At 33.5% G+C, this 23,923-nt stretch carries 21 protein-coding genes; 4 read left to right on the plus strand and 17 right to left on the minus strand.

All coding sequences use genetic code 11. From position 1 onward, the window contains the following. Positions 1-83 precede the first annotated feature (83 nt). Genes FN795_RS02435 through FN795_RS02455 form a run of 5 tightly spaced genes read right to left on the minus strand, consistent with a single transcriptional unit; the run spans position 84 to position 2,969 of the window. Positions 84-770 (minus strand): hypothetical protein, encoded by a 687-nt coding sequence (locus FN795_RS02435; protein WP_142449212.1) that lies wholly within the window; start codon positions 768-770, stop codon positions 84-86. A gap of 8 nt (positions 771-778) precedes the next feature. Beyond that, positions 779-1,174, minus strand: coding sequence for a hypothetical protein (locus FN795_RS02440; RefSeq protein WP_142449213.1), 396 nt, complete (start codon positions 1,172-1,174; stop codon positions 779-781). A 25-nt stretch (positions 1,175-1,199) separates the two neighbouring features. Further along, positions 1,200-2,072: an XAC2610-related protein gene (locus tag FN795_RS02445; protein ID WP_142449214.1), complete on the minus strand. Its 873-nt coding sequence runs from the start codon at positions 2,070-2,072 to the stop codon at positions 1,200-1,202. 16 nt (positions 2,073-2,088) lie between these two features. Next, the gene (locus tag FN795_RS02450) at positions 2,089-2,352 is read right to left on the minus strand and encodes a phage holin family protein (RefSeq protein ID WP_142449215.1); all 264 of its coding nucleotides are present in this window, start codon (positions 2,350-2,352) and stop codon (positions 2,089-2,091) included. Beyond that, complete coding sequence (locus tag FN795_RS02455) at positions 2,349-2,969, minus strand: hypothetical protein (protein ID WP_142449216.1); 621 nt, start codon at positions 2,967-2,969, stop codon at positions 2,349-2,351. The genes FN795_RS02450 and FN795_RS02455 overlap by 4 nt, the downstream gene beginning before the upstream one ends. Before the next feature lie 289 nt (positions 2,970-3,258). Between FN795_RS02455 and FN795_RS02460 the strand changes: the two genes are divergently transcribed. After that, positions 3,259-3,846, plus strand: a complete 588-nt coding sequence (locus FN795_RS02460) for a DUF4142 domain-containing protein (RefSeq protein WP_142449217.1) — start codon at positions 3,259-3,261, stop codon at positions 3,844-3,846. Between the two features lie 209 nt (positions 3,847-4,055). On the opposite strand, the gene FN795_RS02465 is transcribed toward FN795_RS02460, so the two are convergent. The 5 genes from FN795_RS02465 to galA all read right to left on the minus strand — a co-directional run bounded on the left by FN795_RS02465 (position 4,056) and on the right by galA (position 11,057). Next, a complete protein-coding gene (locus tag FN795_RS02465; RefSeq protein ID WP_142449218.1) occupies positions 4,056-5,039 on the minus strand; it encodes an aldo/keto reductase in 984 nt (327 codons plus the stop codon). Positions 5,040-5,193: 154 nt separating this feature from the next. Beyond that, positions 5,194-6,246 carry an NAD(P)-dependent alcohol dehydrogenase gene (locus tag FN795_RS02470; protein ID WP_142449219.1) on the minus strand — a complete coding sequence of 351 codons (1,053 nt, stop codon included), beginning with the start codon at positions 6,244-6,246 and terminating at the stop codon, positions 5,194-5,196. A 255-nt stretch (positions 6,247-6,501) separates the two neighbouring features. Beyond that, positions 6,502-6,909 carry a cupin domain-containing protein gene (locus FN795_RS02475; protein ID WP_142449220.1) on the minus strand — a complete coding sequence of 136 codons (408 nt, stop codon included), beginning with the start codon at positions 6,907-6,909 and terminating at the stop codon, positions 6,502-6,504. A 305-nt stretch (positions 6,910-7,214) separates the two neighbouring features. Next, positions 7,215-8,087: a helix-turn-helix domain-containing protein gene (locus FN795_RS02480; protein ID WP_142449221.1), complete on the minus strand. Its 873-nt coding sequence runs from the start codon at positions 8,085-8,087 to the stop codon at positions 7,215-7,217. A 144-nt stretch (positions 8,088-8,231) separates the two neighbouring features. Next, a complete protein-coding gene (gene galA, locus FN795_RS02485; protein ID WP_142449222.1) occupies positions 8,232-11,057 on the minus strand; it encodes a beta-galactosidase GalA in 2,826 nt (941 codons plus the stop codon). A gap of 221 nt (positions 11,058-11,278) precedes the next feature. Here galA and FN795_RS02490 point away from each other — a divergent pair, with 221 nt between their 5' ends. Further along, positions 11,279-11,662, plus strand: a complete 384-nt coding sequence (locus FN795_RS02490) for a hypothetical protein (RefSeq protein WP_142449223.1) — start codon at positions 11,279-11,281, stop codon at positions 11,660-11,662. A gap of 109 nt (positions 11,663-11,771) precedes the next feature. Here the strand turns inward: FN795_RS02490 and FN795_RS02495 are convergent, their stop codons facing one another. Together FN795_RS02495 and FN795_RS02500 are read right to left on the minus strand one after the other, a co-directional pair. Continuing rightward, complete coding sequence (locus FN795_RS02495; protein WP_142449224.1) at positions 11,772-12,863, minus strand: hypothetical protein; 1,092 nt, start codon at positions 12,861-12,863, stop codon at positions 11,772-11,774. Between the two features lie 139 nt (positions 12,864-13,002). Beyond that, positions 13,003-13,494, minus strand: coding sequence for a TlpA family protein disulfide reductase (locus FN795_RS02500; protein WP_142449225.1), 492 nt, complete (start codon positions 13,492-13,494; stop codon positions 13,003-13,005). 310 nt (positions 13,495-13,804) lie between these two features. Here FN795_RS02500 and FN795_RS02505 point away from each other — a divergent pair, with 310 nt between their 5' ends. Further along, positions 13,805-14,107, plus strand: coding sequence for an ArsR/SmtB family transcription factor (locus FN795_RS02505; protein WP_073414322.1), 303 nt, complete (start codon positions 13,805-13,807; stop codon positions 14,105-14,107). 7 nt (positions 14,108-14,114) lie between these two features. Beyond that, a complete protein-coding gene (locus FN795_RS02510) occupies positions 14,115-15,221 on the plus strand; it encodes an NADH:flavin oxidoreductase (RefSeq protein ID WP_142449226.1) in 1,107 nt (368 codons plus the stop codon). Between the two features lie 233 nt (positions 15,222-15,454). On the opposite strand, the gene FN795_RS02515 is transcribed toward FN795_RS02510, so the two are convergent. The 5 genes from FN795_RS02515 to FN795_RS02535 form a co-directional block, all read right to left on the minus strand. Beyond that, entirely contained in the window at positions 15,455-16,582 is a 1,128-nt protein-coding gene (locus FN795_RS02515) for an acyltransferase family protein (RefSeq protein ID WP_142449227.1), read from the minus strand. 63 nt (positions 16,583-16,645) lie between these two features. Continuing rightward, positions 16,646-17,293, minus strand: coding sequence for a DUF1349 domain-containing protein (locus tag FN795_RS02520; RefSeq protein WP_142449228.1), 648 nt, complete (start codon positions 17,291-17,293; stop codon positions 16,646-16,648). 122 nt (positions 17,294-17,415) lie between these two features. Next, complete coding sequence (locus FN795_RS02525; RefSeq protein ID WP_142449229.1) at positions 17,416-19,632, minus strand: glycoside hydrolase family 3 C-terminal domain-containing protein; 2,217 nt, start codon at positions 19,630-19,632, stop codon at positions 17,416-17,418. 208 nt (positions 19,633-19,840) lie between these two features. After that, a complete protein-coding gene (locus tag FN795_RS02530; protein ID WP_142449230.1) occupies positions 19,841-21,481 on the minus strand; it encodes a DUF6377 domain-containing protein in 1,641 nt (546 codons plus the stop codon). A 126-nt stretch (positions 21,482-21,607) separates the two neighbouring features. Further along, positions 21,608-23,869, minus strand: a complete 2,262-nt coding sequence (locus FN795_RS02535; RefSeq protein WP_142449231.1) for an acyl-CoA dehydrogenase family protein — start codon at positions 23,867-23,869, stop codon at positions 21,608-21,610. Positions 23,870-23,923: the final 54 nt, after the last annotated feature.

The following is a 23,923-nucleotide window of genomic DNA, read 5'->3' on the forward strand; positions in this document are numbered from 1 at the left end:
TCGAAAGTTGGAAAGTCATAAAGTTCAGAGCAAAAAAAATCCCAATTCTTTTGGAATTGGGATTTTTTAATTTAAAAGTGAGATTATTTAACTTTTTTAAAACTAAATAATTTTTCCTTTTTTATCTGAGTTTCATAAGAAATATCAAATCCTGTTTTATCTGCATTTAATGTCAACAGAGAAATTTCATCTTTTTTAATTTTCTTTCCTTTAATAATTATATCAGTACCAAAATAACCTTTAAATTCAATTTCCAGATTTGTCTTTTTGATTTTATATTCAATTTTGGTAACTGTAAAATCTGCTTTATTTTTAATAGATGCGGGATTTAGTATTTTAATTATTTTTTGATCAAAACCCAAAGAAACTCCTTGTGTGCCAATCTCTATTCTGCCACTTCCTTCTTCATTATCTCTATCTACAAGCTCCTCAAAAGTAACAGGAAAAGAAGCAGATTTCTCTCTTAAACTCATGTTGAATCTTAAAAACACTCCCGAATTTAAAAAATTATACTCACGCACAGAACTTGGTATAACTTTAAAAGCATAAAAACCACTAGATCTACTAGTAGATATTTGTACATCTCCTACAAAAAGAGTATTGCTAACAACTTTTAATTCTTCTCTAAAATAATTAAGCTCCGGACTAAATAGAGATTCATCAGGGTCGTTTAAAAATAAACCCGTAAATCTTGGATAATATGAATATCCTTGCGCAGAAACACTAAGATTTAAAAGAAACAATATAAAAAGGAAATTTTTTTTCATCATTAAATTAATTAGCTCCAGCTCATATTTATTAAAACTCTATTTCCTTCTATTTCAACTTTCCCTCCCAAAGCATCACTATCTCTTGGATGAATTTCATACGTTTTAATTCCATTTTTTATTTCAGGCTTAACATTTCTAAAACCTCTACTTTTTAAAATCCAGTTTTTAATTGAATCTTCAGAACTTGTGAATTCAATAATAAATTGTCTTGTAAACATACTTCCTCTTTTTTCTAGATGAAAAATAGCAGCATCTTTAGGAATTTCATTTAATTGTCCCCAGCTTAATGCGGCATTAATCGCATCTTCTTTTTGCCAGGGCATAACAAATGACGAAAAGAAATTTAAGTAAAGAAAAAACATTCCTAAAAATAGTACTACTGAAATTACCTTAATTGTTTTCATTTAAAATTGAATTTATCTTAAACATTTAATCACATTTGCTTTCCACCAAATCACCAGTTTTTTCATCTAATTCCAGGCAAGTTTTCTTTATTAAAACCATTTTATTATTGACCACTTTATATTCAGCATTCATGTGACTACTTCCGGCACAACATTGATTATGCTCATAAATTCTTTTGGCTTTCGAATCAAAATCTAAAGAAGTTCCGCTGAAACTGCTCTGAAAATATTTTTTTGTTTTTGGATTGTAAAGGATATATAAACTTGATGTATTTGGTCCGGCATAACTGCTTTCAAAAACAGAGAAATCAGGAATTCCGTCAAAATTATAATCGCCAATACTTATGTTATTCAATCCCCAAAGCTGACATTCTAAATCTATTTTCTGAATCAGTTTATCCGTCTTTTTCTCAATGATTTTTACACCAGTAACTTGGGCATAAAAACGACCTTTTTCTTTCGACACAATCAACTTGAAATATTTGTCCTTAAAAGATTCCGGTTGCAGAATTTCTCTATCTGTCCATTCAACATTATCGCCATAATCGATCACAAATTCTTTAGATAAAGTAATTTTGAGCTCTTTTCCTGAATTTAAATCTTTCCATATTCCATTTAAATGCTGACTTTTTTCGTTATAATTCTGAAAAGTCAATTTTGCAGTTTCTTTATTCGTTTTATCTTTTTCGGTGAAGACCAAAGTCTTTCCGGCAAGTTTGGCGCTTAATACAATTGGAGTGTCAAAATTAGAATAAGCATAAATTGCTGTTCCCACGCCATCAGAATAAAGATAGGTCACAAATTCTATTGGATACTTATCGATAAATCCTGTGTAGCTTATTTGGGCAGAAAGAAAAGTTGTTGCGAGAAGAAATAGTAAAGTAATTTTTTGTTTCATTTAGTAAATATTTGAATTAAATCTTTCCGATATCCTCGATAGAGTCTTCTGGCAAAGCTTTCGGTTTTAGTAACTTCAAACCAAACCTCATTATATAAATTGTTCCTATAGTGAGAAAAACAACTATTACTGCAAAGATTATTAAATACCATAATTCTTTATTTGTCGATGCTTTTATAAAATTTTTTATTGCTGTGAACAAAGTTCCATACGACACAAATAACAATAGACCTCCTATAAGAAGCAAAAACAAACCTGTAATTTTTTTAAGTACATTCATGACACCGAAGTATTATCAATTTTATCAATTATCCATTTGTCATTTATTTTTTTGATGTAAATCCTCACGCCAATTCCACAATGTCTTCCACAAGAAAAACCTCCGTCTAAAACACCATATTTTCGCTCTTTATCAAATTGGATTCTTGTAAAATAAACTGCGCCTGCAAAAATAAAATCATATTTCTTTCTCCAAAATTCGTATCTGTCTTTTGGAAACTCCGAAATGTTTCTTATTTCAAATTTACCTTTAAGCGGGATATTTTTATAATCTATCGTATAAGTTGAATCACCTTCTATTTTGGGATTTAGAATTTTAACGCCTTTAAAATGCTCTCCTAAATATTCTTTTAAATCTTTACTGCTTTTCTCTATTTTAGGGTTGAATGCTACAATTAATTTTGAAGTATCTTTCTCAATTGCTTTATCGATGGAGTCCTGATTACGCTCCCAATCTAGTATTTCTTGTTTTTGTTTTTCAGTACCTTTTGTTGAATCAATACTTACATAATTGCCTACTTTATCATAAATAACTTCCCCATAAATAGGAGGTTTACTAGGGAATGTTCTATAATCAATACAAAGTGAATCAATCAAATCTGGAAAAATTTCTGTCATCACATTTTTTTCAAATTCTATATCACTAATTTTTTTGTTGCAACTCACAAACAAAAATACAGTTGACAGAAAAAAAAATTGAAATGTTTTTGGCATTCTTAATAAATAGTAATTAATGAAATTGTTTTTAAATGAAATTTTATCAGCTAATATAAAACTATTTCTATTACAAAATAACTTACAATAATTGTATCATATCCAAATCATATAACAATCTCTAAAAATCCTGTAAGGCATTTCTGCTGCTTCGTGAATAATTTTACATCATAACATTCAAACAATTAAAATCATGAAAAAGATACTATTAGCCGGAAAAGTAATTTTAGGAGCAGGACTTATCATTATATTCTTGAATTCTTGCAAAAATGAAACGAAACAAGAAGATCCGAAAGAAGTTGCAGAAGATGCTAATGAGGCCAAATTTGACTCAATTGACAGCAAAGAAGATGATTCGGAGTTTTTAGTGGATCAGGCTGAAATTAATTTAGCTGAAATAGAAATTGGAAAATTGGCACAACAAAAAAGTACTAATCCTGAGGTGAAAAAATTCGGGAAAATGCTTGTTGATGAACATACTAAATCGGCTTCTGAAGTTAGTGCTTTGGCAAAAACCAAAAATTTTACATTGCCAACTTCTTTAACAGAAGAAGGTCAGGATGAATACAATAAACTGAGCGAAAAATCGGGTGTGGATTTTGACAAAAAATTTGCCGACATGATGATAGACGGTCACGAAAAAGCAATTGATAAACTTCAAAAAGCTTCTAAAGATGCCACAGATGAAGATGTGAAACTATGGGCTTCAAATAATATTGCTGGTTTAACAGCACATTTAGAACATGCTAAAATGCTGAAACAGAATTTAGACAAAAAATAAAATAGATTTAATTGGTTATTATTTATTTTAAACGAAGATTCTGAGATTCTGAGATACTATTAAGTGAGCATCTAAGAACCCCAAATCTTTGCTAAAAACCCCTCAAGAGTTGAATTGCTTGAGGGGTTTGTTTTTTTTAAAAGTGGCTAAGATACTAAGGTTCTAAGAAGCTAAGTTTTTTTTTCTTAGAACCTTAACAGCTTAGTACCTTATTTCCCAGCTATTTTCTGTAGATGTTCTGGATATCTTGAGCCTTCTATCGTTATTTTTGAAGCTGCTTCGTTGATTTCTGAAAGATCAGCGGCAGAAAGTTTTAAATCTAATGCGCCAAGATTTTCTTCTAGACGATGCAATTTAGTTGTTCCTGGAATTGGTACAATCCAAGGTTTTTGAGCTAAATTCCACGCTAATGCAATTTGTGCATTTGTTACGCCTCTGTCGGCAGCCATTTTTCCTAATAATTCAACAAAAGCTTGATTTGTTTTTCTGGCTTCGGGAGCAAAACGAGGTAATGAATTTCTAAAATCAGTGCTGTCGAATTGCGTATTCTCATCGATTTTTGCAGTAAGAAAACCTCTTCCTAGCGGACTGAAAGGCACAAATCCGATTCCGAGTTCTTCTAAAGTTGGGAAAATTTCTTCCTCTGGAGTTCTCCACCAAAGTGAATATTCGCTCTGAAGTGCTGTAACTGGCTGAACGGCATGTGCACGACGAATACTTTCTGCTCCCGCTTCTGAAAGTCCGAAATGTTTCACTTTTCCTTCTTGGATTAAATCTTTTATAGTACCAGCAACATCTTCGATAGGAACATTCGGATCAACACGATGTTGATAATACAAATCAATCACATCAGTATTTAATCTTTTTAAGGATCCTTCAATGCTTTTTCGAATCCATTCAGGGCGACTATCCAATCCTTTTTTAGAATCGCCTTCCAAAAAACCAAATTTCGTAGCAATTACAACTTTATCGCGAAAAGGCGCTAAAGCTTCTCCTAAAAGTTCTTCGTTTAAATGCGGTCCGTAACATTCTGCAGTATCAAAAAAAGTAATTCCTTTTTCATACGCTGAACGCAAAAGACTTATCATTTCATTTTTGTCATGAGCAGGACCGTATCCAAAACTCATTCCCATACAGCCAAGTCCCAATGCTGAGACTTCAAGATCGCTATTTCCTAGTTTACGTGTTTGCATTTTCTCTTTAAGGTTCTAAGGTGCTGAGATGCTAAGGTTTTAAGGTTTTTTTCTTTGTCTTAAATCTCAGCACCTATTTAATTTTAATTTTAAAATTGCCAAAGTTCAAAGATTCTAATTTCTTAGCATCTTAGAACCTTAGCAACTTAGTATCTTATTTCAAAGAAGCCATATCAATTACAAAACGGTATTTAATATCCCCTTTTAATAATCTTTCATAAGCGTCGTTTACTTCGTTTACACCAATTAATTCGATATCGGCAGTAATGTTGTGTTCCGCACAAAAATCAAGCATTTCCTGAGTCTCGGCAATTCCTCCGATAGCTGAACCAGCAAAACTTCTTCTTCCTAATAAAAGACTGAACGATGTCACAGGAAGTGGTTCCATTGGTGCTCCAACAAGCGTTAGAGTTCCGTCAACTTTTAGTAAATTTAAGTACGAATCGATATTATGCTCTGCAGAAACACAGTCCAAAATGAAGTTCAAACTTTTAGCATGTTTTGCCATTTGTGCCGGATCTGTAGATAAAACTACTTCATCAGCTCCAAGTTCTTTTGCAGCATCAAATTTAGATATAGATGTTGTGAAAACCACTACATGAGCTCCCATAGCTTTTGCTAATTTGATTCCCATATGTCCTAAACCACCAATACCAACAATTCCAACTTTTTGTCCAGGACCAACTTTCCAGTGTTTTAATGGCGAATACGTTGTGATTCCAGCGCAAAGTAATGGCGCAACTCCTGCAAGATCTAGTTTATCTGAAATATGCAATACATAATTTTCATCAACGACAATGCTTTGAGAATATCCTCCAAAAGTATGTCCCCCTAAATGTTTGTCTGGTGAATTGAAAGTCAATATGCTTCCTTCGTCGCAATATTGCTCCAAATCATTTTTACAGTGGTCGCATTCTCTGCAAGAATCTACCATACAGCCAACTCCGGCTAACTGACCAACTTTGAAGTTTTTAACATGATCACCAACTTTCGTTACACGTCCTACGATTTCGTGTCCCGGTACAATTGGATACATTGTTCCGTGCCACTCATTTCTCGCTGAATGCAAATCAGAATGGCAAATTCCGCAGTATAAAATTTCAATTTCTACGTCATGCGCCTGTACAGCTCTTCTTTTAATATCTAATGTTTTTAACGGTGCTTCGGCAGCTTCTGTACCAAAGGCTTTGATGTCTTTTGTTTCCATAATTTTATTTCGTTGTTTTTTGAAGTTTGAAGTTTGAAGTTTCAGGTTTCATCCCGATAGCTATCGGGACAGGTTTTGGAACGAAAAATTGCATGTAGATTTAAACAGATTTATTTCTGTAAAAAATTGAAAACATGAAAGTTACAAAAATATTCTTTCATTAATATTAAAAAATCATTGCAAAATCTACATAAAAAAGCTTAGTACCTTAGCCTCTTAGTCCCGATAGCTATCGGGATAGTATCTTAAAAAAAATTAAGCGCTTTGAAAAGAAAAATATTCTTCGTCTGTCACTTTTTCAAGCCAGGTTCCAAAACCTTTATCAACTTCTGTGATAATAGCGATGTATGAAAATTTATTGAACGGAGTTGCGCCATACCAATGTTCAACACCTGGTAAAATAGTCACAACTTCATCTTTTTGAACCATTCTGATCTCGCTTCCTCTTTCCTGATAATAACCAATTCCGCCTGTAGCAATCAGCATTTGAAGACTAACATTACTGTGCCAATTGCTTCGTGCGCTTGGTTCAAATGAAACTTCTTTAATTACTGTATTTTCAGGATGAATTTCACTGGTTTGCTTTTTATATGACACTTCACCTGTCATATAAGTATTTGGAACTTTTCCTTCTTCGGTCACTGTGGTGTATTGTGTCGACATAATTTAGTTGTTTTAGGTTAATAATTATTTTAAAAGTTATTGTACAAACTATCTTTCGATAGCAAAATCAAAGTGTCTAACCTCTTTAAAAGAGATTTCGGATTTATTTATTCTTTAAAATTTTATATTATTTTATATCAAGCATTTAAAACTAAACCGTAAAGCTGGGACCTCGCTTTTATGAAGTATTTTTTAATCTTTAAAAACCGATAAATGATTTGTTTATTAATCTGGGACAAATGTAGTGCAATACTAAAGTCCAGAAATAACAATATTCAAACAAAAAATTATGAAAATGAAACAATTTACATTCTCAACGATTTTGGAACCGTTCCTGTAAGTCTTTTAAAATAATTATTGAAGTAGCTAGGATATTCAAATCCTAATGAGTAACCAATGTCAGAAATACTCCAATCGGTATGTTGCAAAAGTGCTTTTGCTTCGTTAATAACTCTTTCTGTAATGTGCGAAGTGGTTGGTTTTCCTGTAACTTCTTTAACCGAACGATTTAAGTGATTTACGTGCACAGCAAGACTTTGCGCATAATCCTGAGGTGTTTTTAATAAAAGGGGTTGATCTTTTGTTTCAATAGGGAATTGTCTTTCTAATAATTCCAAAAACAAAGAAGTTATTCTGGAAGAAGCATTTTTCGGCTTGAAAAAGTTTTCTGAAGGTTGCATTTTCATAGATTCATGCAAAATCAAATTGATGTAATTGCGCATTAAATCATCTTTAAAAGCATAATCCGTTTCATATTCCTGAATCATTTTTTGAAACAATGAATCTATAAAACCCTTCTGATCAGCTGTTAAAGAAAAGATTGGCGTTCCTCCTATTTTAAACAACGGCGATTCGTGAAGTGCTTCTGAACGTTCTTTTGATTTTAAGAATTCTTCTGTAAAAACACAAGCATATCCCTCATATTCTCCTGAAATGGTTTCCCATGAATATGGAATAATTGGATTACCGAAAAACAAAATCGTACCGTCTGTTTCTATTCCGCGGTCAGCATATTGTATGATACTTTTACTCGTATTTATACAAATTTTGTAAAAATCTCTTCGGCTGTAAACAGGAATCTTACTTTGATCTCCATTTATTTGATAAACCTTAAAACCTTTCAGTTGTAAATCTGAAGTAAAATCGCAATTATTAATATTTTCTGTCTGATTATTCATTTTGCAAAGTTATGAAAATCAAACAATATTATTTTGTTATTTTTTTGTTTCAGGTTTCAGGTTTCAGGTTTCAGGTTTCAGGTTTCAGGTTTCAGGTTTAACGCGACGCAAAAAGACTTGAAACCTGAAACTTGAAACTTGAAACTATTTTTTCAAAACTAAATTTGCATTTCGTAATCCTTTCGCGGAAGCGGATAAAATAAATTCTTTAGCATTATCCTCTTTTTGAATGATAATTTGAGCGTAACCATTAAAAAGTTTTCTTTTCCAAGGTTCAGCGGGTGTTACAACCTGAATAATTCCGGGATCTGTGTTCATAACATCCCAGTCTTTTACTTTTTGCAATGGTGTCGCTACGATATGAATTGTGTTTTTACCTTCTTTTAAAATAGCAGGATCTAAAATATACTTTTGCGAATCTTCCGGACTTGGATTTACTTTATTTCCGTTAATAAAAACAACTGTTTCAACCCCAATTTTCTTGTAAAAGAAACTTACAATATTTGATTTCGAAATAGTATTCAAATTAAATTCTCCTTTATAAATATAAGAAGGCGCCTGATTTTTATAATCTCGGTCCTTAAAAGCTGTTTTCCAATCGTTTTCAGGATAATTTTGCAATTCCTGAGGCAAATTAGCTGTCGATCCTTTTTGTTCTTTAAAATTGGTTATTGCAGCTAATGAAACATCATCAATAAACTGATCTTTTTCCAGTGAAGTCGGATCGCCGTTTCCTACACCTAGAATTTTTCCGCCTTTTATTGAAAACATGATTTCATCATTTGCTCTTGGAACATGCAGGCCATTTTTGTCTATAACTTCAACCGTAATAACCGAAACATTTCCTTTGGAAGGATTTTCTTTATCTAGAGAAAGTCTAATCGCTTCAGCCTTTTCAGTTGTTTTTTGAATTTCTGTCAAAACTTTTTTTCCATTTATATAACCAACAGCTTCAAGAGTTCCGGGAGTATATTTGACTTTCCATTCTAAATGGCTGTTGATTTTCATTTTCTTTTTGCCGAAACTTTTTTTGTTTAGAAAAAGTTCAACTTCATCACAATTCGACTGTACCCAAACATCGATTTCTTTGCCTTCCATTCCACTCCAGTTCCAGTGTGGCATAATGTGCAAAACCGGTTTGTTTCCCCACCATGATTTCAAATAAAAAACATTGTCTTTTGGAAAACCGCACACATCCATCATTCCGAAATATGATGTTACCGATGGCCATCCGTAAGGTGTTGGTTCACCGCGATAATCAAATCCTGTCCAGATAAACATTCCTGCCAAATAGGGCCTTTCCGTATAAAATTTCCAACCTTCTTCAATACTATAAAAAGTGGGTCTCGGTTTTTGATCGTAGGCACTTTTATAATGTTTGGCATCGTCTGTAAAATAAACGCCACGCGTTGTAAAAGTTGAACCTTCTTCTGTTCCCATTCCGGGTTGTTGTTTGAATTCATTTCGATGTGCTTCAATATCCCCATTTCCAAGGTAATTGTAGCCCATTATTTCAACAACAGATGAAATTCCGCTTCTAAATCCACTGCTGATTCCAACAGTTACAGGTCTTGTTGGATCGATTCTTTTTGCAAAATCCTGCATGACATTTGTAATTCTTTCGCCAACGATATTCCCTTCAATATTCCATTCTTCATTTCCAACTGACCAACAAATTATGCTCGGATGATTTCGATCTCGTTTCATCATTCGCTCTAAATCATTCAAATGATAATCATTAATTCCCATTAAACGAGTTTCGTCAATTACAAGCATTCCGAGTTTATCACAGGCTTCCAGAAGTTCAGGTGTTGGCGGATGATGCGAGCAACGATAGGCATTCGCTCCCATTTCTTTTAATTTCTGAATTCTATAATACTGAATTTCATCTGGTAAAGCCGTTCCAATTCCGGCATGATCCTGATGATTGTTTGTTCCTTTTAATTTTAAAGATTTTCCATTTAGAAAAAAGCCTTTTTCTGGGTCAAACTTAACGGTTCTAATTCCGAAAGAAGTTTCGTAAATGTCTATTAGTTTTCCATCTTTTCTGATCTGAGTTTCCAAACGATATAAATTTGGATTCTCAATATCCCACAAAAGCGGATTTTTCACATTTAATTTTGAAGCATAAACATTGCTTTTATAAAATTCAGGAGTATTTACATTTTCCGAAACACTTGCGATTTGTTTTCCTGACGCATCAAAAATCATCTGGATTATCTCAATCGAACCTTTATAATTTCCTTTATTTTCAACTGAAACTTCAGCGCTAATTTCTGCTTCATTATTTTTAATTTCCGAAGTGACATATGTTCCGTTTGTTATAACATGAATCGGATTTGTTTTCTGCAGATAAACATGTCTGTAAATACCCGCGCCTTCATAAAACCAGCCTTCTTCCATTGATGCATCGGCACGAACAACTATAGTATTTTCTCCGCCATAATTCACATAAGCGGTAACATCATATTCAAATCCGTTGTAACCGCTTTCTTCTGTTCCAAGATAATAGCCGTTAAAAAACACTTTTGAATTTCTGAAAACACCGTCGAATTTCAGAGAAATGATTTTTCCATTATCAGATTCAGGAATAGAAATTTTCTTTCTATACCAACCAATGCTTTTCTCTGGAAAACCTTTTCCCGCCGTTTTAAATCCGTGACTGAAGCTTCCATTTTCACTGAAAGGTTGCTCTACTACCCAATCATGTGGCAAATCAAGTTTTCTCCAGGCGCGATCATCAAAATCTTTTGCTGCTGAACCATCTCCAAAGCCTGTTTTTGTCAAATAAGAAAAATATCCTGTGGCATGGCCAAAATCTTTCTCGGTGTCAAATAAATGTCCGAAAGAAAAACGCCAATCTTTATCAATCAAAATCAATTCTCTGTCTGATTTACTTTGGGCGAAAGCCAAAATCGGAATCAAGAAGCTTAAAAACAAAAGAAAATTTTTGAAAAAAGATATTTTCATGAAAAAATGGTTTGGTTAGATTAAAAGCGTGAAATGATAAAATTAGGTTTTAAAAACGATTTAAATTAATAGTATTTTATCAAAAACATAAAGTATAAACATTGTACGACTGATTGAAAAAGACTAACAAAAATTTAGAATCATTCTATTGGCTATACTTTCAAAAATGATTTTCTTTTGATGTAATTTTATATTAAAATAAAAAAAAAACAAGGATTATTATGAGTGTTATTAAAGATGAAAAAAAGCTTCTGAGCACCATTAAACGTATCGATGAAAAAATTGATAAGATTAATGATCAAAAGATAGTTGCCTTTTTTGATTCTCTCGGATTAACAGAAAGAGAAGACGTTCCCAAGAATTTTCTGGATTGGGACACGATTCTTATTGTTGTACCTGATCGCCACATTTCGCATGAATTAAAATATTACAAATTCTCTATATCAAGGCTTTTCTTTGTAACAAATCCCTATGCCGATAAAATCCATATTTATGATTTTAACGAATGGAAAAATGTTACACGAAACAAATCGCAGTTTCAAATTAGGGAAATGATGAAAACGAGTTTTGGAGGCGTAAAAAAGGCAAACGCAGAAAATGAATAACTAACTAAAAAAAGCCCAATTCTAACGAATGGGCTTTTTTTTAGTTTCAAGTTTTTCTTTGTTTTCAAGTTAATCGCATTTCAAAAACTTGAAACTTGAAACCATAATGTTATTTTAGTCTAATCAATTCTATTTTTCCATAAACTGCTCCAAGTGCCTCAAAAACTTCATCTTGATTTTCGTTAGCTGTCCACCCTTTTTGCGAAAGTTCATTTCTAACTTCAGTTTCAGATTTACCTTTTACAAAGTAATAAGTAGTGAAATCTAAAACCTCAACAGGAATTTTCTCAAGCTGATAAGTAGTTACAACAGAAACTACTCGCAACAGCGCAACATAATAGGTCAAAACTAATTGAATAATCCAACTTATAATCAAACCGATCCATCCTGTGTTTAACGTTTTTATTGTTAAACCTTCTTCAAATCTGATTTTTAAAAATTCAAAAAAACTGATTCGCTCATAATTATTTTCATTTAAAATGATTTCCATTTGAAAATATTGATTAGAAAGGTATATCAAGAATATCATCCCGATGAGCAAATACTCAATTTTAGGTATTTCTGTAAAATTGGACCATTTGATTAGATGTTTCAATAAAAGTGAGATGGAAATTCCAACTAAAACCTCATAAACTCCAATAAAATATATAAAATGTATTGAAAGCTCAGCCACTACAAAACCAAGAAGTAAAGAGATAAGCAAACCTCCCACTATTAAAATTGGGAAATTTTTCTTTCTTATTTCGTTTGGTTTTGGCAAATCTTCTGGAATTATATAATCGTCCCAGTTATTTTTCTTTTCCGTTTCTCTTTCAAGTTCATTTAAAGCCTCTTTATCAAATTCATTTTCAGTTTCTTTAAAAGCATAAATGAATAATCTTGCCCTTTTAGAATTACGTCCATTATCCCAAATTTCACTCCCTAAAGACTCGCTTTTAACTTCAACATTTCCGTGATTATACGTTATCGTAATTGCTTCAGTATATTGATCAATCCCAAACGAACTCACTTTTCTTTTGGCCTCGATTGAGTTTTCATTTTTAAAAACAATATCCCAGTCTAATTTTAAAATTGTTTTTTCAGCAATGGGAATGAAAACTGTTTTACTTAAAGCGGTACGAAATTCTTCTGTAAATTTTGGCGAACCGAAACTATGTTTTTTCTTAATTGTCTTTTCGTAAATTTTTAAATTATCTTCCATTTAGTTTTTTTTAAGGAGTTTGTTTAGACTTGTTTTCCTAAAGGCTTATTTCAGGTTTCAGGTTCGTTGCAAATTAAACCGAACAGGTTTCGAAAACCTGTCGGGTTTGAACCTGAAACCTGAAACTTGAAACAAAAAATTATTTAGTCAACAAGCCGTTGACCATATCCTCTAAAGCTTTTCCGTGAATGTTTTTAGCTAAAATAATTCCGTTTTTATCAATTAAAAAATTCAATGGTACAGATTGTAACATATACGCGCTTACAACTGGCGAGCTCCAATATTTCAAGTCGCTTACGTTTGTCCAAGGCAATTTACCTTTTGCAATTGCGCCTGTCCATAATGGCTTTTTTGTATCCATAGAAACACCATAAATAAATAATTTCTCCGGATAAGCATTATGCAGTTTTAATAAAGTTGGTTGTTCTTTGATGCAAGGTCCGCACCAGGAAGCCCAAAAGTCAACTAACACTAAAGCGCCTCTAAATGACGAAAGCGAAACGACATTTCCTTTTGTATCTGGAAGTTCAATTTCTGGAGCGATATTTCCAACATCGACACCTACAACTTGTGCTTTTGAACTGGTAATTACACAACATAAAAATCCTAGAACTAGTAAAGTTTTTTTCATAATTGATTAAGTTTATTTAGATAATTGGGGCTATTTTATTCTTGCAAAGGCATGGAGTCACTCAATTCTAATTGTGGATCAGATATTTATTTTGGCTAAAGCCTTATTATCCTATCTTTTAAACCTCCAGCTAAAGCAGGAGTCAATTCATTTTTAAAAAATTTGCGCTTTTGAGTCTTTGCGAGATTAATCTATAAGCAAATATAAATTTTCTTTCATAAAACAGCCAGTTTTACTCCTCCAATCATAAAATTATCCTAAATAATTTTATCTTAATTGATATATCGGGAAAAGTCGATATATTTGCATCATGGAAAATATAGAACTTTTTAAAGCACTATCAAACAAGTCCAGACTGCAAATGCTGGAATGGCTGAAAGAACCTGAAATAAACTTTCCAGGTCAGCTGGAACATGGCGGATTTGAACACGGCGTTTGCGTGGGACAAATTCAAGCCAAAGCTGGTTTGACACAATCTACAGTATCTGAATACTTGTCTATTTTACAGCGCGCCGGTTTTATCGAAGCCAAGCGTGTTGGGCAATGGACTTATTATAAACGCAACGAAGGTGCCTTTGAAGCACTTAGTAAATTAATTCAATCTAATTTGTAAAATTACTATGAGTACAAACAACCTGTTTTCAGAATTTAACTTAAAATCGTTAAACCTGAAAAACCGAATCGTAATGGCGCCAATGACGCGCTCTTTTTCTCCAAACGGAGTTCCAACTGATGATGTAGCAGCTTACTACCAAAAAAGAGCTGAAGGCGAAGTTGGATTAATATTATCTGAAGGAACTGTAATTGACAGACCTTCATCATCAAATGATGCAAACGTTCCGCATTTTTATGGAGAATCTTCTTTAAATGGCTGGAAAAAAGTTATTGACGAAGTTCATGCTGCTGGCGGAAAAATGGGGCCACAAATCTGGCATATGGGAATTATGGACAACCATCATTCTGGTTGGGTTCCTCCTGTACCTTTTGAAGGTCCGTCTGGTTTAAACCGTCCTGATTTCAGAAATGGAGTTGCGATGACAGAAAAAGATATTGAAAATACAATCTTGGCTTTTGGAAAAGCTGCTGCTGATGCAAAAAGACTTGGTTTTGATACGATCGAAATTCACGGCGCGCACGGTTATTTAATTGACCAATTCTTTAGAGCCGAAACAAATTTACGTGAAGATATTTATGGTGGAAAAACTTTGCCAGAACGTAATCGTTTTGCAATTGAAGTCGTAAAAGAAGTTAGAAAACAAGTTGGAAATGATTTCGCTGTTATTATGCGTTTTTCTCAATTTAAACCTTCTGATTACAACTATAAACTAGCTAAAAATCCACAGGAATTAGAAGCTTGGCTTACTCCTCTTGTTGATGCCGGAGTTGATATTGTTCACGCTTCACAACGCAGATTCTGGGAACCTGAATTTGAAGGTTCTGATTTGAACTTTGCCGGATGGGCTAAAAAAGTCACAGGAGCTCCAACAATTACGGTTGGTTCTGTTGGTCTATCAAGCGATTTCTTCGGAGCTTTTGCCGGAGAAAGTTCTGAACCAACTTCTTTAGAAGAATTAAACAGACGTTTCGACAGAGGCGATTTTGATTTGGTTGCAGTAGGAAGACCACTTTTATCAGATCCAAATTGGGTTGCTAAAATTAAAGCTGGAAAAACTGAGGAATTAAAAGGTTTCAGTAAAGAAGCTTTGGGAGCTTTGGTTTTAGAATAATTTTTTAAGGCTCTAAGTTTCTAAGATTCTAAGCTTTCTATTCTTAATTTTTATGACGATTCTTGGAATAACTTTAAATATAAAAGGGATAAACTTAATTGTTTATCCCTTTTTTGAATATCTATAACTAACAAAATTAGAAATTCAATATTTTTATGCAAGTATCAAAGTTGCAGAGTTACAAAGTGACAAAGGTTTTTCTCTAAAATTTTGTCACTTTGTTTCTTTGTCACTTAACTCAAAACTTTTTTCTTTTGAAACTTATTTACAAGCCAATTCCTAACTGGTTCATCATATAATTTTAAACATACAAAAGCTAAAACAATACTTGCTACCAGAAGTGCAATTCCAGGAAGGAATCCATCTTCAAGCGAAACTTTATTGTTTACAACCCAAGCTGTGTACCAATAAATAAGCGGATAATGCGTGATGTAAATTGGATATGAAATATCACCTAAAAGTTTGCATATTTTAAGTGAAAAAGCACTTTTAATCTGTCCGCCGGCACCGATAGCAACAATCAGTGGGAAAACTAAAATAATACAGAAAGATTCATATAAACCATTCATCCACAAAGAGTTTTCGTCTCCAAATCTTGGCAAAGCCAAAACGATGGTGATCAAAATACTGCAAATCCAGAAAGCGCCTTTTAAATGAATTAATTTTCCTAAACGGCAAAGTAAAACTCCAGCAAAAAATGGATACAGCAAACGAGTAAAACCAATGCTCATTTGGTCCAAGTTTAATGACCAGCCTCCTATTACATCGCCTTTTGGTCCAAAAACAAGATAATTAATTAGCAGTCCGGCAAATATCACTACAAAAACTGATAATACTTTTTTCGAAAATTTGCGAAAAATTAGGGCGTACAAGATGTTTGCAATATATTCGAAAAAAAGTGACCATGCCGGACCATCTAAAGGATGCATTTCGCCCCAGCCTCTGATTTCTAATGAAGGCGGAATTGGCAATAACGTAAATCCGATTACCATTGTTACAATCACTTTCCACACTTCCATATTTGCAATCATTGGAAATAATATATCTGAAGCCTGAAAATAATAAAAGATTGCGCCAATGATCATTCCCATAATTACCATGGGCTGCAAACGGATTAATCGGCGTTTGTAAAATTCCCATTGTGTCATTTTCCCCCAACGGTCATCATACGCGTAAGCGACAACAAATCCGGATAAAAGAAAAAAGAAATCAACGGCTAAATAACCGTGATTGATAATTTGTTTAAATCGGTTACCGCCTGCGAAAGTTTCAAAAATATGAAAAGCTACAACTAATATTGCAGCAACTCCGCGCAGACCGTCCAGAATTTCGTAATGTTTTTTTGGTTTAATATCGGTCATATTACATGGTTAATTATAAATTGTTAATGGTGAATTTAATTGATAATCTGTAATTCACAATTATTATTGGTGGTTTTTTAGCCATTCTAATCTTCTTTGATCTGGAAGATGTTTTACGGTGAAATTTTCAAATTTAGCTTCAAAACCATTTCCATCTGGAGAAGCTGCCATTAATCCAACCATAACTGGTGTGTTATCTTGTAACGGCGCATTTCTGGTCATGATATAATTTTTATCATCATAAGAGAAAAATACTTCTACAGCATCTAGTTTTCTTACCACTTTAATCCATACAAACGGTGGCGCTTTTTCAAGCGTTGTTACACTCCAATCACTTTTGTCGTGCGTTACAACTGTACTGATATTAAATTTTCCATCAACAAATTCAACTCCAGTCTTAATATAATTTTTCTCATCTACACGAATCATTAATCCCATTTGGTCAAAACGAGCGATATAATTTCCTGTAATTTTTACTTTTGCTTCAAATTCACCGCCGTAAGTTGCGTAGTAAAATGGCGCGTCATCAACTGTGAATCCATAGTGTGAAATTCGCCAATAATCGCTATTTGGCGTTACATTCATGATTAGTGCATTGTTTTTAATTTCCCATTTTTCTGGTTCATTAAACCATTGCATTTTATTTAAACTCTGAGCCGATAAATTTTGAAACAAAACGAAGGCAAAAGTAAAGAGCAGTATTTTTTTCATAACATTTTTATTAAAAATAAACTTCTGACAAAGAACATTTTACTTCTAACTTTTTTATAAAGCAAAGCTGCAAATTTTTACACTTGCAGCTTTACAAACCAACCAATTTAGAAATAATGAAATTATTGAAGTGAGAAGCCCACTTTAGATTTTATATCGGCTGAAGATGCACCAATTAAAGCTTCAAAAGCTCCTGGCTCAGCAACCCAGTCGTGTTTTTTATCATCAAAGAAACTTAAAGCTGTTTTATCAACTGTAAAAGTTACAGTTTTTTCTTCTCCAGCTTTAAGCGAAACTTTCTCAAAACCTTTTAATTCTTTTACCGGGCGAGGTAAAGAAGATTTTAAATCGCTGATATAAAGCTGTACAGTTTCAGATCCTTCACGGCTTCCTGTATTTTTTACAGTAACTGAGAATGTGATTTTATCTCCAGCTGAAATTTGTTTTTTGTCAGCAGTAACTTTTCCATAAGCAAAAGTTGTGTAGCTTAATCCATGTCCAAAAGGGAATAATGGTTTGATTTTTTGTTTGTCTGCCCAACGGTATCCAACAAAAATTCCTTCATTATAAACAACTTCGTCTCCACCTGGAAACTGACCTAAAGCGTGCGCTCCGTTATCAGTTAATTTTACTGGGAAAGTGAAAGTCAATTTTCCTGACGGATTCACATCTCCAACCAAAACATTTGCCAAAGCATTTCCTGCTTCAGTTCCTAAAAACCATCCTTGAACAACTCCAGGAACTTCTTTAATCCAAGGCATTGACACAGCATTTCCTGAAATATTAATGAAAACGATGTTTTTATTTACTTTCGCTAATTGGCTGATTAATTCATTCTGACCATAAGAAAGCTCCAATCCTTTACGATCGTGTCCTTCATCATCCTGATTTGGGCTTTTGTTCAAACCTCCAATGAAAAGAACAATATCAGCATCTTTCGCTACTTTTAAAGCCTCAGCAGTCAATTCAGCTGGTGAACGTTTTTCTTCTAAACTTACTTTAGCCACAACTCCATTATAGTTACTTGTTGGGTCTCCAACGTAACCACGAGCGTAAACGATTTCAGCCTGATTGCCAATTTTTTTCTTTAATCCTTCAAGAGGTGTAATTTCGTATCTTGCTTTCAAAGAAGAACTTCCTCCTCCAACAGTCATCATTTTGATTGCATTTTCACCAATTACAGCAATTTTCTTAGTTTTAGAAAGATTGATTGGCAAAATATTGTTGTTGTTTTGCAATAATACAATTCCTTCTTCAGCGATTTTACGTCCTGCATCAGCATGTTCTTGTGTTCCGAAAGATCCAAATGGGCGATTTTTATCCATTGTCGTCAAGAAAGCCAAACGAAGAATACGACGTACTTTTTCGTCCAATTCTTTAGTTCCAACTTCACCTTTTTTAATCATTTCTGAATAAGGTTTTGCTAAATAATAATTATCATAAGCATTGCTTGTTCCCCAAGAAAGTCCGTTTGTCCAAGAACCGAATTCCATATCTAAACCGTTATAAATAGCCTGTTTAGTATCATGAACACCGCCCCAGTCAGAAACTACAACGCCTTTGAAACCCCATTCTTTACGAAGAATATCGTTTAACAAAAACTCATTGTGGCAACATTGCTGTCCTTTGTATTTGTTGTAAGATCCCATAATCGCCCACGCGTCTCCATCTTGTACAGCCGCTTTAAAAGCTGGAAGATAAATTTCGTATAAAGCACGGTCATCAACTACAACATTTACAGTATTACGATTTGTTTCCTGATTGTTTAATGCAAAGTGTTTCACACAAGCAGCAACTCCATTCGACTGAACTCCTTTAATATAAGGAACAACCATTTTTGAAGTTAAAAACGGATCTTCTCCCATATATTCGAAGTTTCTTCCGTTTAATGGGCTTCTGTAGATGTTAACTCCAGGTCCTAATAGTACATTTTTATTACGGTAACGTGCTTCTTCTCCAATAGATTTACCATATAAAGAAGCCAATTCTTTGTTCCAAGTTGCAGAAAGCGCCGTAAGTGCCGGAAAAGCAATACAAGAATCGTTTGTCCAACCTGCCTGATCCCATTCGTCCCATTTTACTTCGGTACGAATTCCGTGCGGTCCATCAGTCATCCAGTTTTCTGGAATTCCAAGACGTTTTACACCTGGCGAACTAAATTTTGACTGCGCATGAATCATGGCGATTTTTTCGTCAGTTGTCATTCTTTTAAGCGCATCTTCTACACGCTCATCAATTGGCTTTTTATCATCAAGATAAACCGGAACTTTATTTTGTGCATTCAATCCGAATGAACTCAATAAAACTAAAACAACGATTGTTTTAACGTTTTTAAACATAACTATTATTTATTTAAGCATTCAATTTTAATTAAAGATACTCTAGTAGTCATTTGTACCTTTTAATAATATTGTAAAACTAAAACGTTATCGTACATGTTACATTTTTAAACGCAAAAAAGTAGTGAATTAAAAATTCAAATATTTGATTATCAATTAAATAACAAAAAAAGTATCATAAAAAAAGTAGTGCTTTTAAAATATTTCCTTATGATTTCAAGGCCATTGAACCAATTTTCGCCACCATTTCTTCGAAATCATTTCGAGAAACTGCAGCTTTATTTCGAGCTCTGGTTCGGTAGTTGTAAATTGTGCTTAAAGAGTAGCGAAGAAATGCTGCTATCTTGACGCTATCTGTAATTCCAAGTCGGATCAAAGCAAAAATTCTTAATTCGGTATTTAGCAATTCGCCTTGTTTTAATACAATTTGTTCTTCAGGAATTAAAAGCGTATTAAAATCTTTTACGAATGTTGGATAAAGATTCAAAAAGATAATATCGAAGTTTTTATAAAGTTCTTCAAGTTCGTTATCGACTAAAGTCGTGGATTTTAATATTTTATAAATTTCATCAAACTGTTTTGCCGTCGCTTTTTTATTCAAAATAATGCGATAGTTTTCCAGCTTATTGATATAAGTCGAACAAAGACTAAAAAAGTGTGCTATATATTCTTCTTTAACATGATTAGATTCAGACAATTGCGAATTTGTTTCCTTGAGTTGCTCGTTTGTTTGAGTAATATCTTTGTTTAATTCGGCTAATTTTTGGCTGGTTTCATAAAGCTCTCCACGAATTCTCGAAACCTTTTTCATTTGCTTGTAAACGTAAATTATCGCAACGATCAAGAACACAGACAATAAACTGATACACATCAAATAAAATTGTAATTCTGTTTTTCGTTTTGCTTCTTTTTCCAAATAAACGGTATTGATTATCGAATACACTTCGGACATCAAGAGGGTCCTAAATTGAACATTACAATAAAGCGCATCTTCAATTGCGGATTGCGTAAGCTTATATGCCATATCGACATCGCCAATTTCATAAAAAACCGACGCCAATTCCTGCAAAGAAGCATTGTCTTTATTCGCGTTTTTTAGATCTGCCGTTGCAGAAAGTGCGTAATATTTTTTTCGAAGTTCCAGATTGTGAGTTGCTTCATTAATTTTTCCTAAGAGATAGGTAATAATAGCATATTGCGGATTGTCTTCAGTCGTAGTTTTTAGTAAGTTCTCCAGCTTTTTTTGCGTGTTGATATATTTCTTATGAAAAAGATCCTGCGTAAGTTTCGTGATTTTGTAATCTAAAGTATTAGGCTTTAAAACCAATAAAAGCGAATCACGATATTTTCCAATTTGCTGGCGGTATTCGTCATTATAACTATTTGCAGCATAGTGTTCGAAAAATTCGCGATAGGCGATGTAATAATTTGGCAATAAGCTTAAAGCCAGTTTGTTTTTATTGATACTTTTTAAAATAGCTTCAGATTCGCGATATTTTCCTGAAGAAGAATAAAGCGTAACCAATTCTAATTGTGCTAAATTGAGGAGATTTTTATCCTGAAGCTCTTCGCCAATTTTGATATTCTTTTTTACATAACGAATAGCCGAATCCGAATTGAATTTCTGATATTCTAAATACAACGTCTTATTGTAACTGTATTCCTGTTCTGGAGTTAAGCTTTCCGATTTTATTCTTTTGAAGTTTAAAATTCGTTCTTCTTTAAGCTCCACATAATGCTGTTTATTTTTTAAAGCATCATTTAATTTATCCAAAATAATATCTTCGCTATCCAAAGCAAATATTGGAAAGCTAAGCAATAAAGCACAAAACAATAAAAGGTTTTTCAATGTGGTGGTGGTCGATAGTTTTTAGAAAAGCAAATATAATGAGATACTAAGGTTCTAAGATGCTAAGGTTCTAAGTTTTTTTTAGTTGCCACGAATTTGCTTTGCTTATTCGTGGCAGAAACTTTATTATTTAACTGCAATTGGAGCTGAAAGACAACTTTCTGGAATATCAAAAGCATTTACCAAAGCCACAGCATCTGGGCGAATATCCCAGCATAACTGATTTACTATTTTACGGATCGCTTTTGTTTTAACTGCTTCCATATAACCGTCTTCAAGATACCAAGCTTTGTTTTTTTCGATCTGCGAAAGCGCAAATAACTGGTACAATTTGGTCAATATTTGTTTTGAATTTTCATCTGAAATTGTCTTCAAAGCTTCTTGAAACTGCTCTAAAACAATACGTTCTAAATATGCCTGCGCCACATCTATCATTTGATGTTGTACGACATTAAAGGCATCATAAGCTTCTAATCCTCCGTCAACTAATTTTTTGATACGTTTTGCTGCCGATGCTAATATTGTTTTTTCCCTGTGTACAAAAGCTTGATGATGAAATTCGGCATCTAACAAATGTTCATCTTCCGTCCTTCTGGTTGCGATTGGATTTTTCTCTGACAATGCCGTTTTAGCATTTTCATAAACATAATTGATGATGCCAAGCGATCCCATTTCTCCAAAAGATTTTCTGAATTCAGACAAACGGTTTTTAGCTACCAATTGCATTAAAACGGTATTATCTCCTTCAAAAGTCGTGTAAATTTCGGTATCGTTTTTAAGGGCATTGATTCTATTTTCAGATAAATATCCTTTTCCACCACAAGCTTCACGGCATTCTTGCAAAATATCTCTTGTGCTCCAGGTTGAATATGATTTTAATCCGGCGGCCAAAGCTTCAATTTCCTGCATTTCGGCTTCTGTTCGATTCAAAAATCTGTTGGTAAGGTATTGAAGTGCAAAATGAACTGCATATGTTTTGGCCAAATTCGGCAATAATCTTCGCTGATGCATTCTGTAATTTAAAATCGGAACTTCTGATCCGCCTTCTGGTCCAAATTGTCTTCTTTGATCGCTGTAACGAATGGCAATGGTCAATCCTGATTTGGCTGCAGCCAATGCGGATCTCGGAATTCCGATTCTTCCTCCTACCAAAGTTCCCAACATGGTGAAAAATCTTCGATTATCACTCGGAATAGGGCTTTCGAATTCGCCTTTTTCATTTACAGAAGCAAAACGATCCAACATATTATCCTTCGGAATTACAACGTTATCAAAACTGATTGTTCCGTTATCAACGCCGTTTAAACCCATTTTATGGCCGCAATCTCCAATTGTAACTCCGTTTAAAACATTTCCATTTGAATCACGCAAAGGCACCACAAAAGCATTTACGCCATAATCGTGATCGTCAATAATTAATTTAGCAAAAACAGTTGCCATTTGGCCGTGAACAGCAGCGTTTCCGATATATTCTTTTTGGGCATTTTTATTCGGCGTATGAATTGTAAAAGTCTGATTACTGTGATTATAAGTTGCAGTGGTTTCTAATCCTTTTACATTTGATCCGTGATGAGTTTCGGTCATGGCGAAACATCCGGGAAGTTTCAGAGAACCAATATCTTTTAAATATTTAGCATAATGTTTTTCGGTTCCAAGAGACTGAACGCTCATTCCCCAAAGTCCGAATTGAACACCAAATTTTATCACCAAACTCAAATCGTGATAACTCAGCGTTTCCATAATCGCAAAATAATCTTCTACATTCCCTCCTCCGCCATATTCCTTTGGATAGGCCATGTTTCCTAAGTTTTCTTCGGCTAAAATTTTACACCAATTGTAAACGGTTTGACGAAAAACATTTATATCTGTCGAAGTTTCATAAGCAAATTCAGGTCGGGAAATAATTGATTTTACTCTTTTTATAATTGGAGCTTCTTTTCCGTCTAATAATTCTGTTATTTTATTAATATCAAAATTTTCAGATGTCTGCGAATTTGCTGTAAACGAATTTGCTTTTGTTTTGAAGTTTTGTAATGCTTCTTCGCCTAAAATCCCAAGATCATTCTCCAATTTTGTAAAATCTGATTCTATTGGCGTTAAATCCAAATCATTGCCAGAAAGCGCTTTTGCAATATCAAAAACCGATTTTATAGAAGATTTATCCTGAATACTTTTTTCAATATCTAATTTCCATTGTGTGAGTTCATTTCGCGAAGGCGGATTTGAAACATCAACTTTTGAAAGAAGAAGTTCTTTTTCCTCTGAAGATAAAGCAGAAAGTGAATTGATGAATTCTTTTAAAGTTGAAAATTCTTTTTGAGTCAGTAAATCATCTGACCAAACAAGATAAAACAACGGAATAAAGGCTTGAAGTTTGGTATTTTTCATAAATTATAGAATCGATTTGGAAATAGTTTTTTTCATAAAAAAAAACAGGAATGA

Source organism: Flavobacterium resistens (assembly GCF_900182645.1).
In the GTDB taxonomy this organism is placed as follows: domain Bacteria; phylum Bacteroidota; class Bacteroidia; order Flavobacteriales; family Flavobacteriaceae; genus Flavobacterium; species Flavobacterium resistens.

Coding starts and splice junctions, on each gene's coding strand:
- FN795_RS02435 (WP_142449212.1), bottom strand. CDS start 770: ATGATGAAAAAAAATTTCCTTTTTATATTGTTTCTTTTAAATCTTAGT.
- FN795_RS02440 (WP_142449213.1), bottom strand. CDS start 1,174: ATGAAAACAATTAAGGTAATTTCAGTAGTACTATTTTTAGGAATGTTT.
- FN795_RS02445 (WP_142449214.1), bottom strand. CDS start 2,072: ATGAAACAAAAAATTACTTTACTATTTCTTCTCGCAACAACTTTTCTT.
- FN795_RS02450 (WP_142449215.1), bottom strand. CDS start 2,352: ATGAATGTACTTAAAAAAATTACAGGTTTGTTTTTGCTTCTTATAGGA.
- FN795_RS02455 (WP_142449216.1), bottom strand. CDS start 2,969: ATGACAGAAATTTTTCCAGATTTGATTGATTCACTTTGTATTGATTAT.
- FN795_RS02460 (WP_142449217.1), top strand. CDS start 3,259: ATGAAAAAGATACTATTAGCCGGAAAAGTAATTTTAGGAGCAGGACTT.
- FN795_RS02465 (WP_142449218.1), bottom strand. CDS start 5,039: ATGCAAACACGTAAACTAGGAAATAGCGATCTTGAAGTCTCAGCATTG.
- FN795_RS02470 (WP_142449219.1), bottom strand. CDS start 6,246: ATGGAAACAAAAGACATCAAAGCCTTTGGTACAGAAGCTGCCGAAGCA.
- FN795_RS02475 (WP_142449220.1), bottom strand. CDS start 6,909: ATGTCGACACAATACACCACAGTGACCGAAGAAGGAAAAGTTCCAAAT.
- FN795_RS02480 (WP_142449221.1), bottom strand. CDS start 8,087: ATGAATAATCAGACAGAAAATATTAATAATTGCGATTTTACTTCAGAT.
- galA (WP_142449222.1), bottom strand. CDS start 11,057: ATGAAAATATCTTTTTTCAAAAATTTTCTTTTGTTTTTAAGCTTCTTG.
- FN795_RS02490 (WP_142449223.1), top strand. CDS start 11,279: ATGAGTGTTATTAAAGATGAAAAAAAGCTTCTGAGCACCATTAAACGT.
- FN795_RS02495 (WP_142449224.1), bottom strand. CDS start 12,863: ATGGAAGATAATTTAAAAATTTACGAAAAGACAATTAAGAAAAAACAT.
- FN795_RS02500 (WP_142449225.1), bottom strand. CDS start 13,494: ATGAAAAAAACTTTACTAGTTCTAGGATTTTTATGTTGTGTAATTACC.
- FN795_RS02505 (WP_073414322.1), top strand. CDS start 13,805: ATGGAAAATATAGAACTTTTTAAAGCACTATCAAACAAGTCCAGACTG.
- FN795_RS02510 (WP_142449226.1), top strand. CDS start 14,115: ATGAGTACAAACAACCTGTTTTCAGAATTTAACTTAAAATCGTTAAAC.
- FN795_RS02515 (WP_142449227.1), bottom strand. CDS start 16,582: ATGACCGATATTAAACCAAAAAAACATTACGAAATTCTGGACGGTCTG.
- FN795_RS02520 (WP_142449228.1), bottom strand. CDS start 17,293: ATGAAAAAAATACTGCTCTTTACTTTTGCCTTCGTTTTGTTTCAAAAT.
- FN795_RS02525 (WP_142449229.1), bottom strand. CDS start 19,632: ATGTTTAAAAACGTTAAAACAATCGTTGTTTTAGTTTTATTGAGTTCA.
- FN795_RS02535 (WP_142449231.1), bottom strand. CDS start 23,869: ATGAAAAATACCAAACTTCAAGCCTTTATTCCGTTGTTTTATCTTGTT.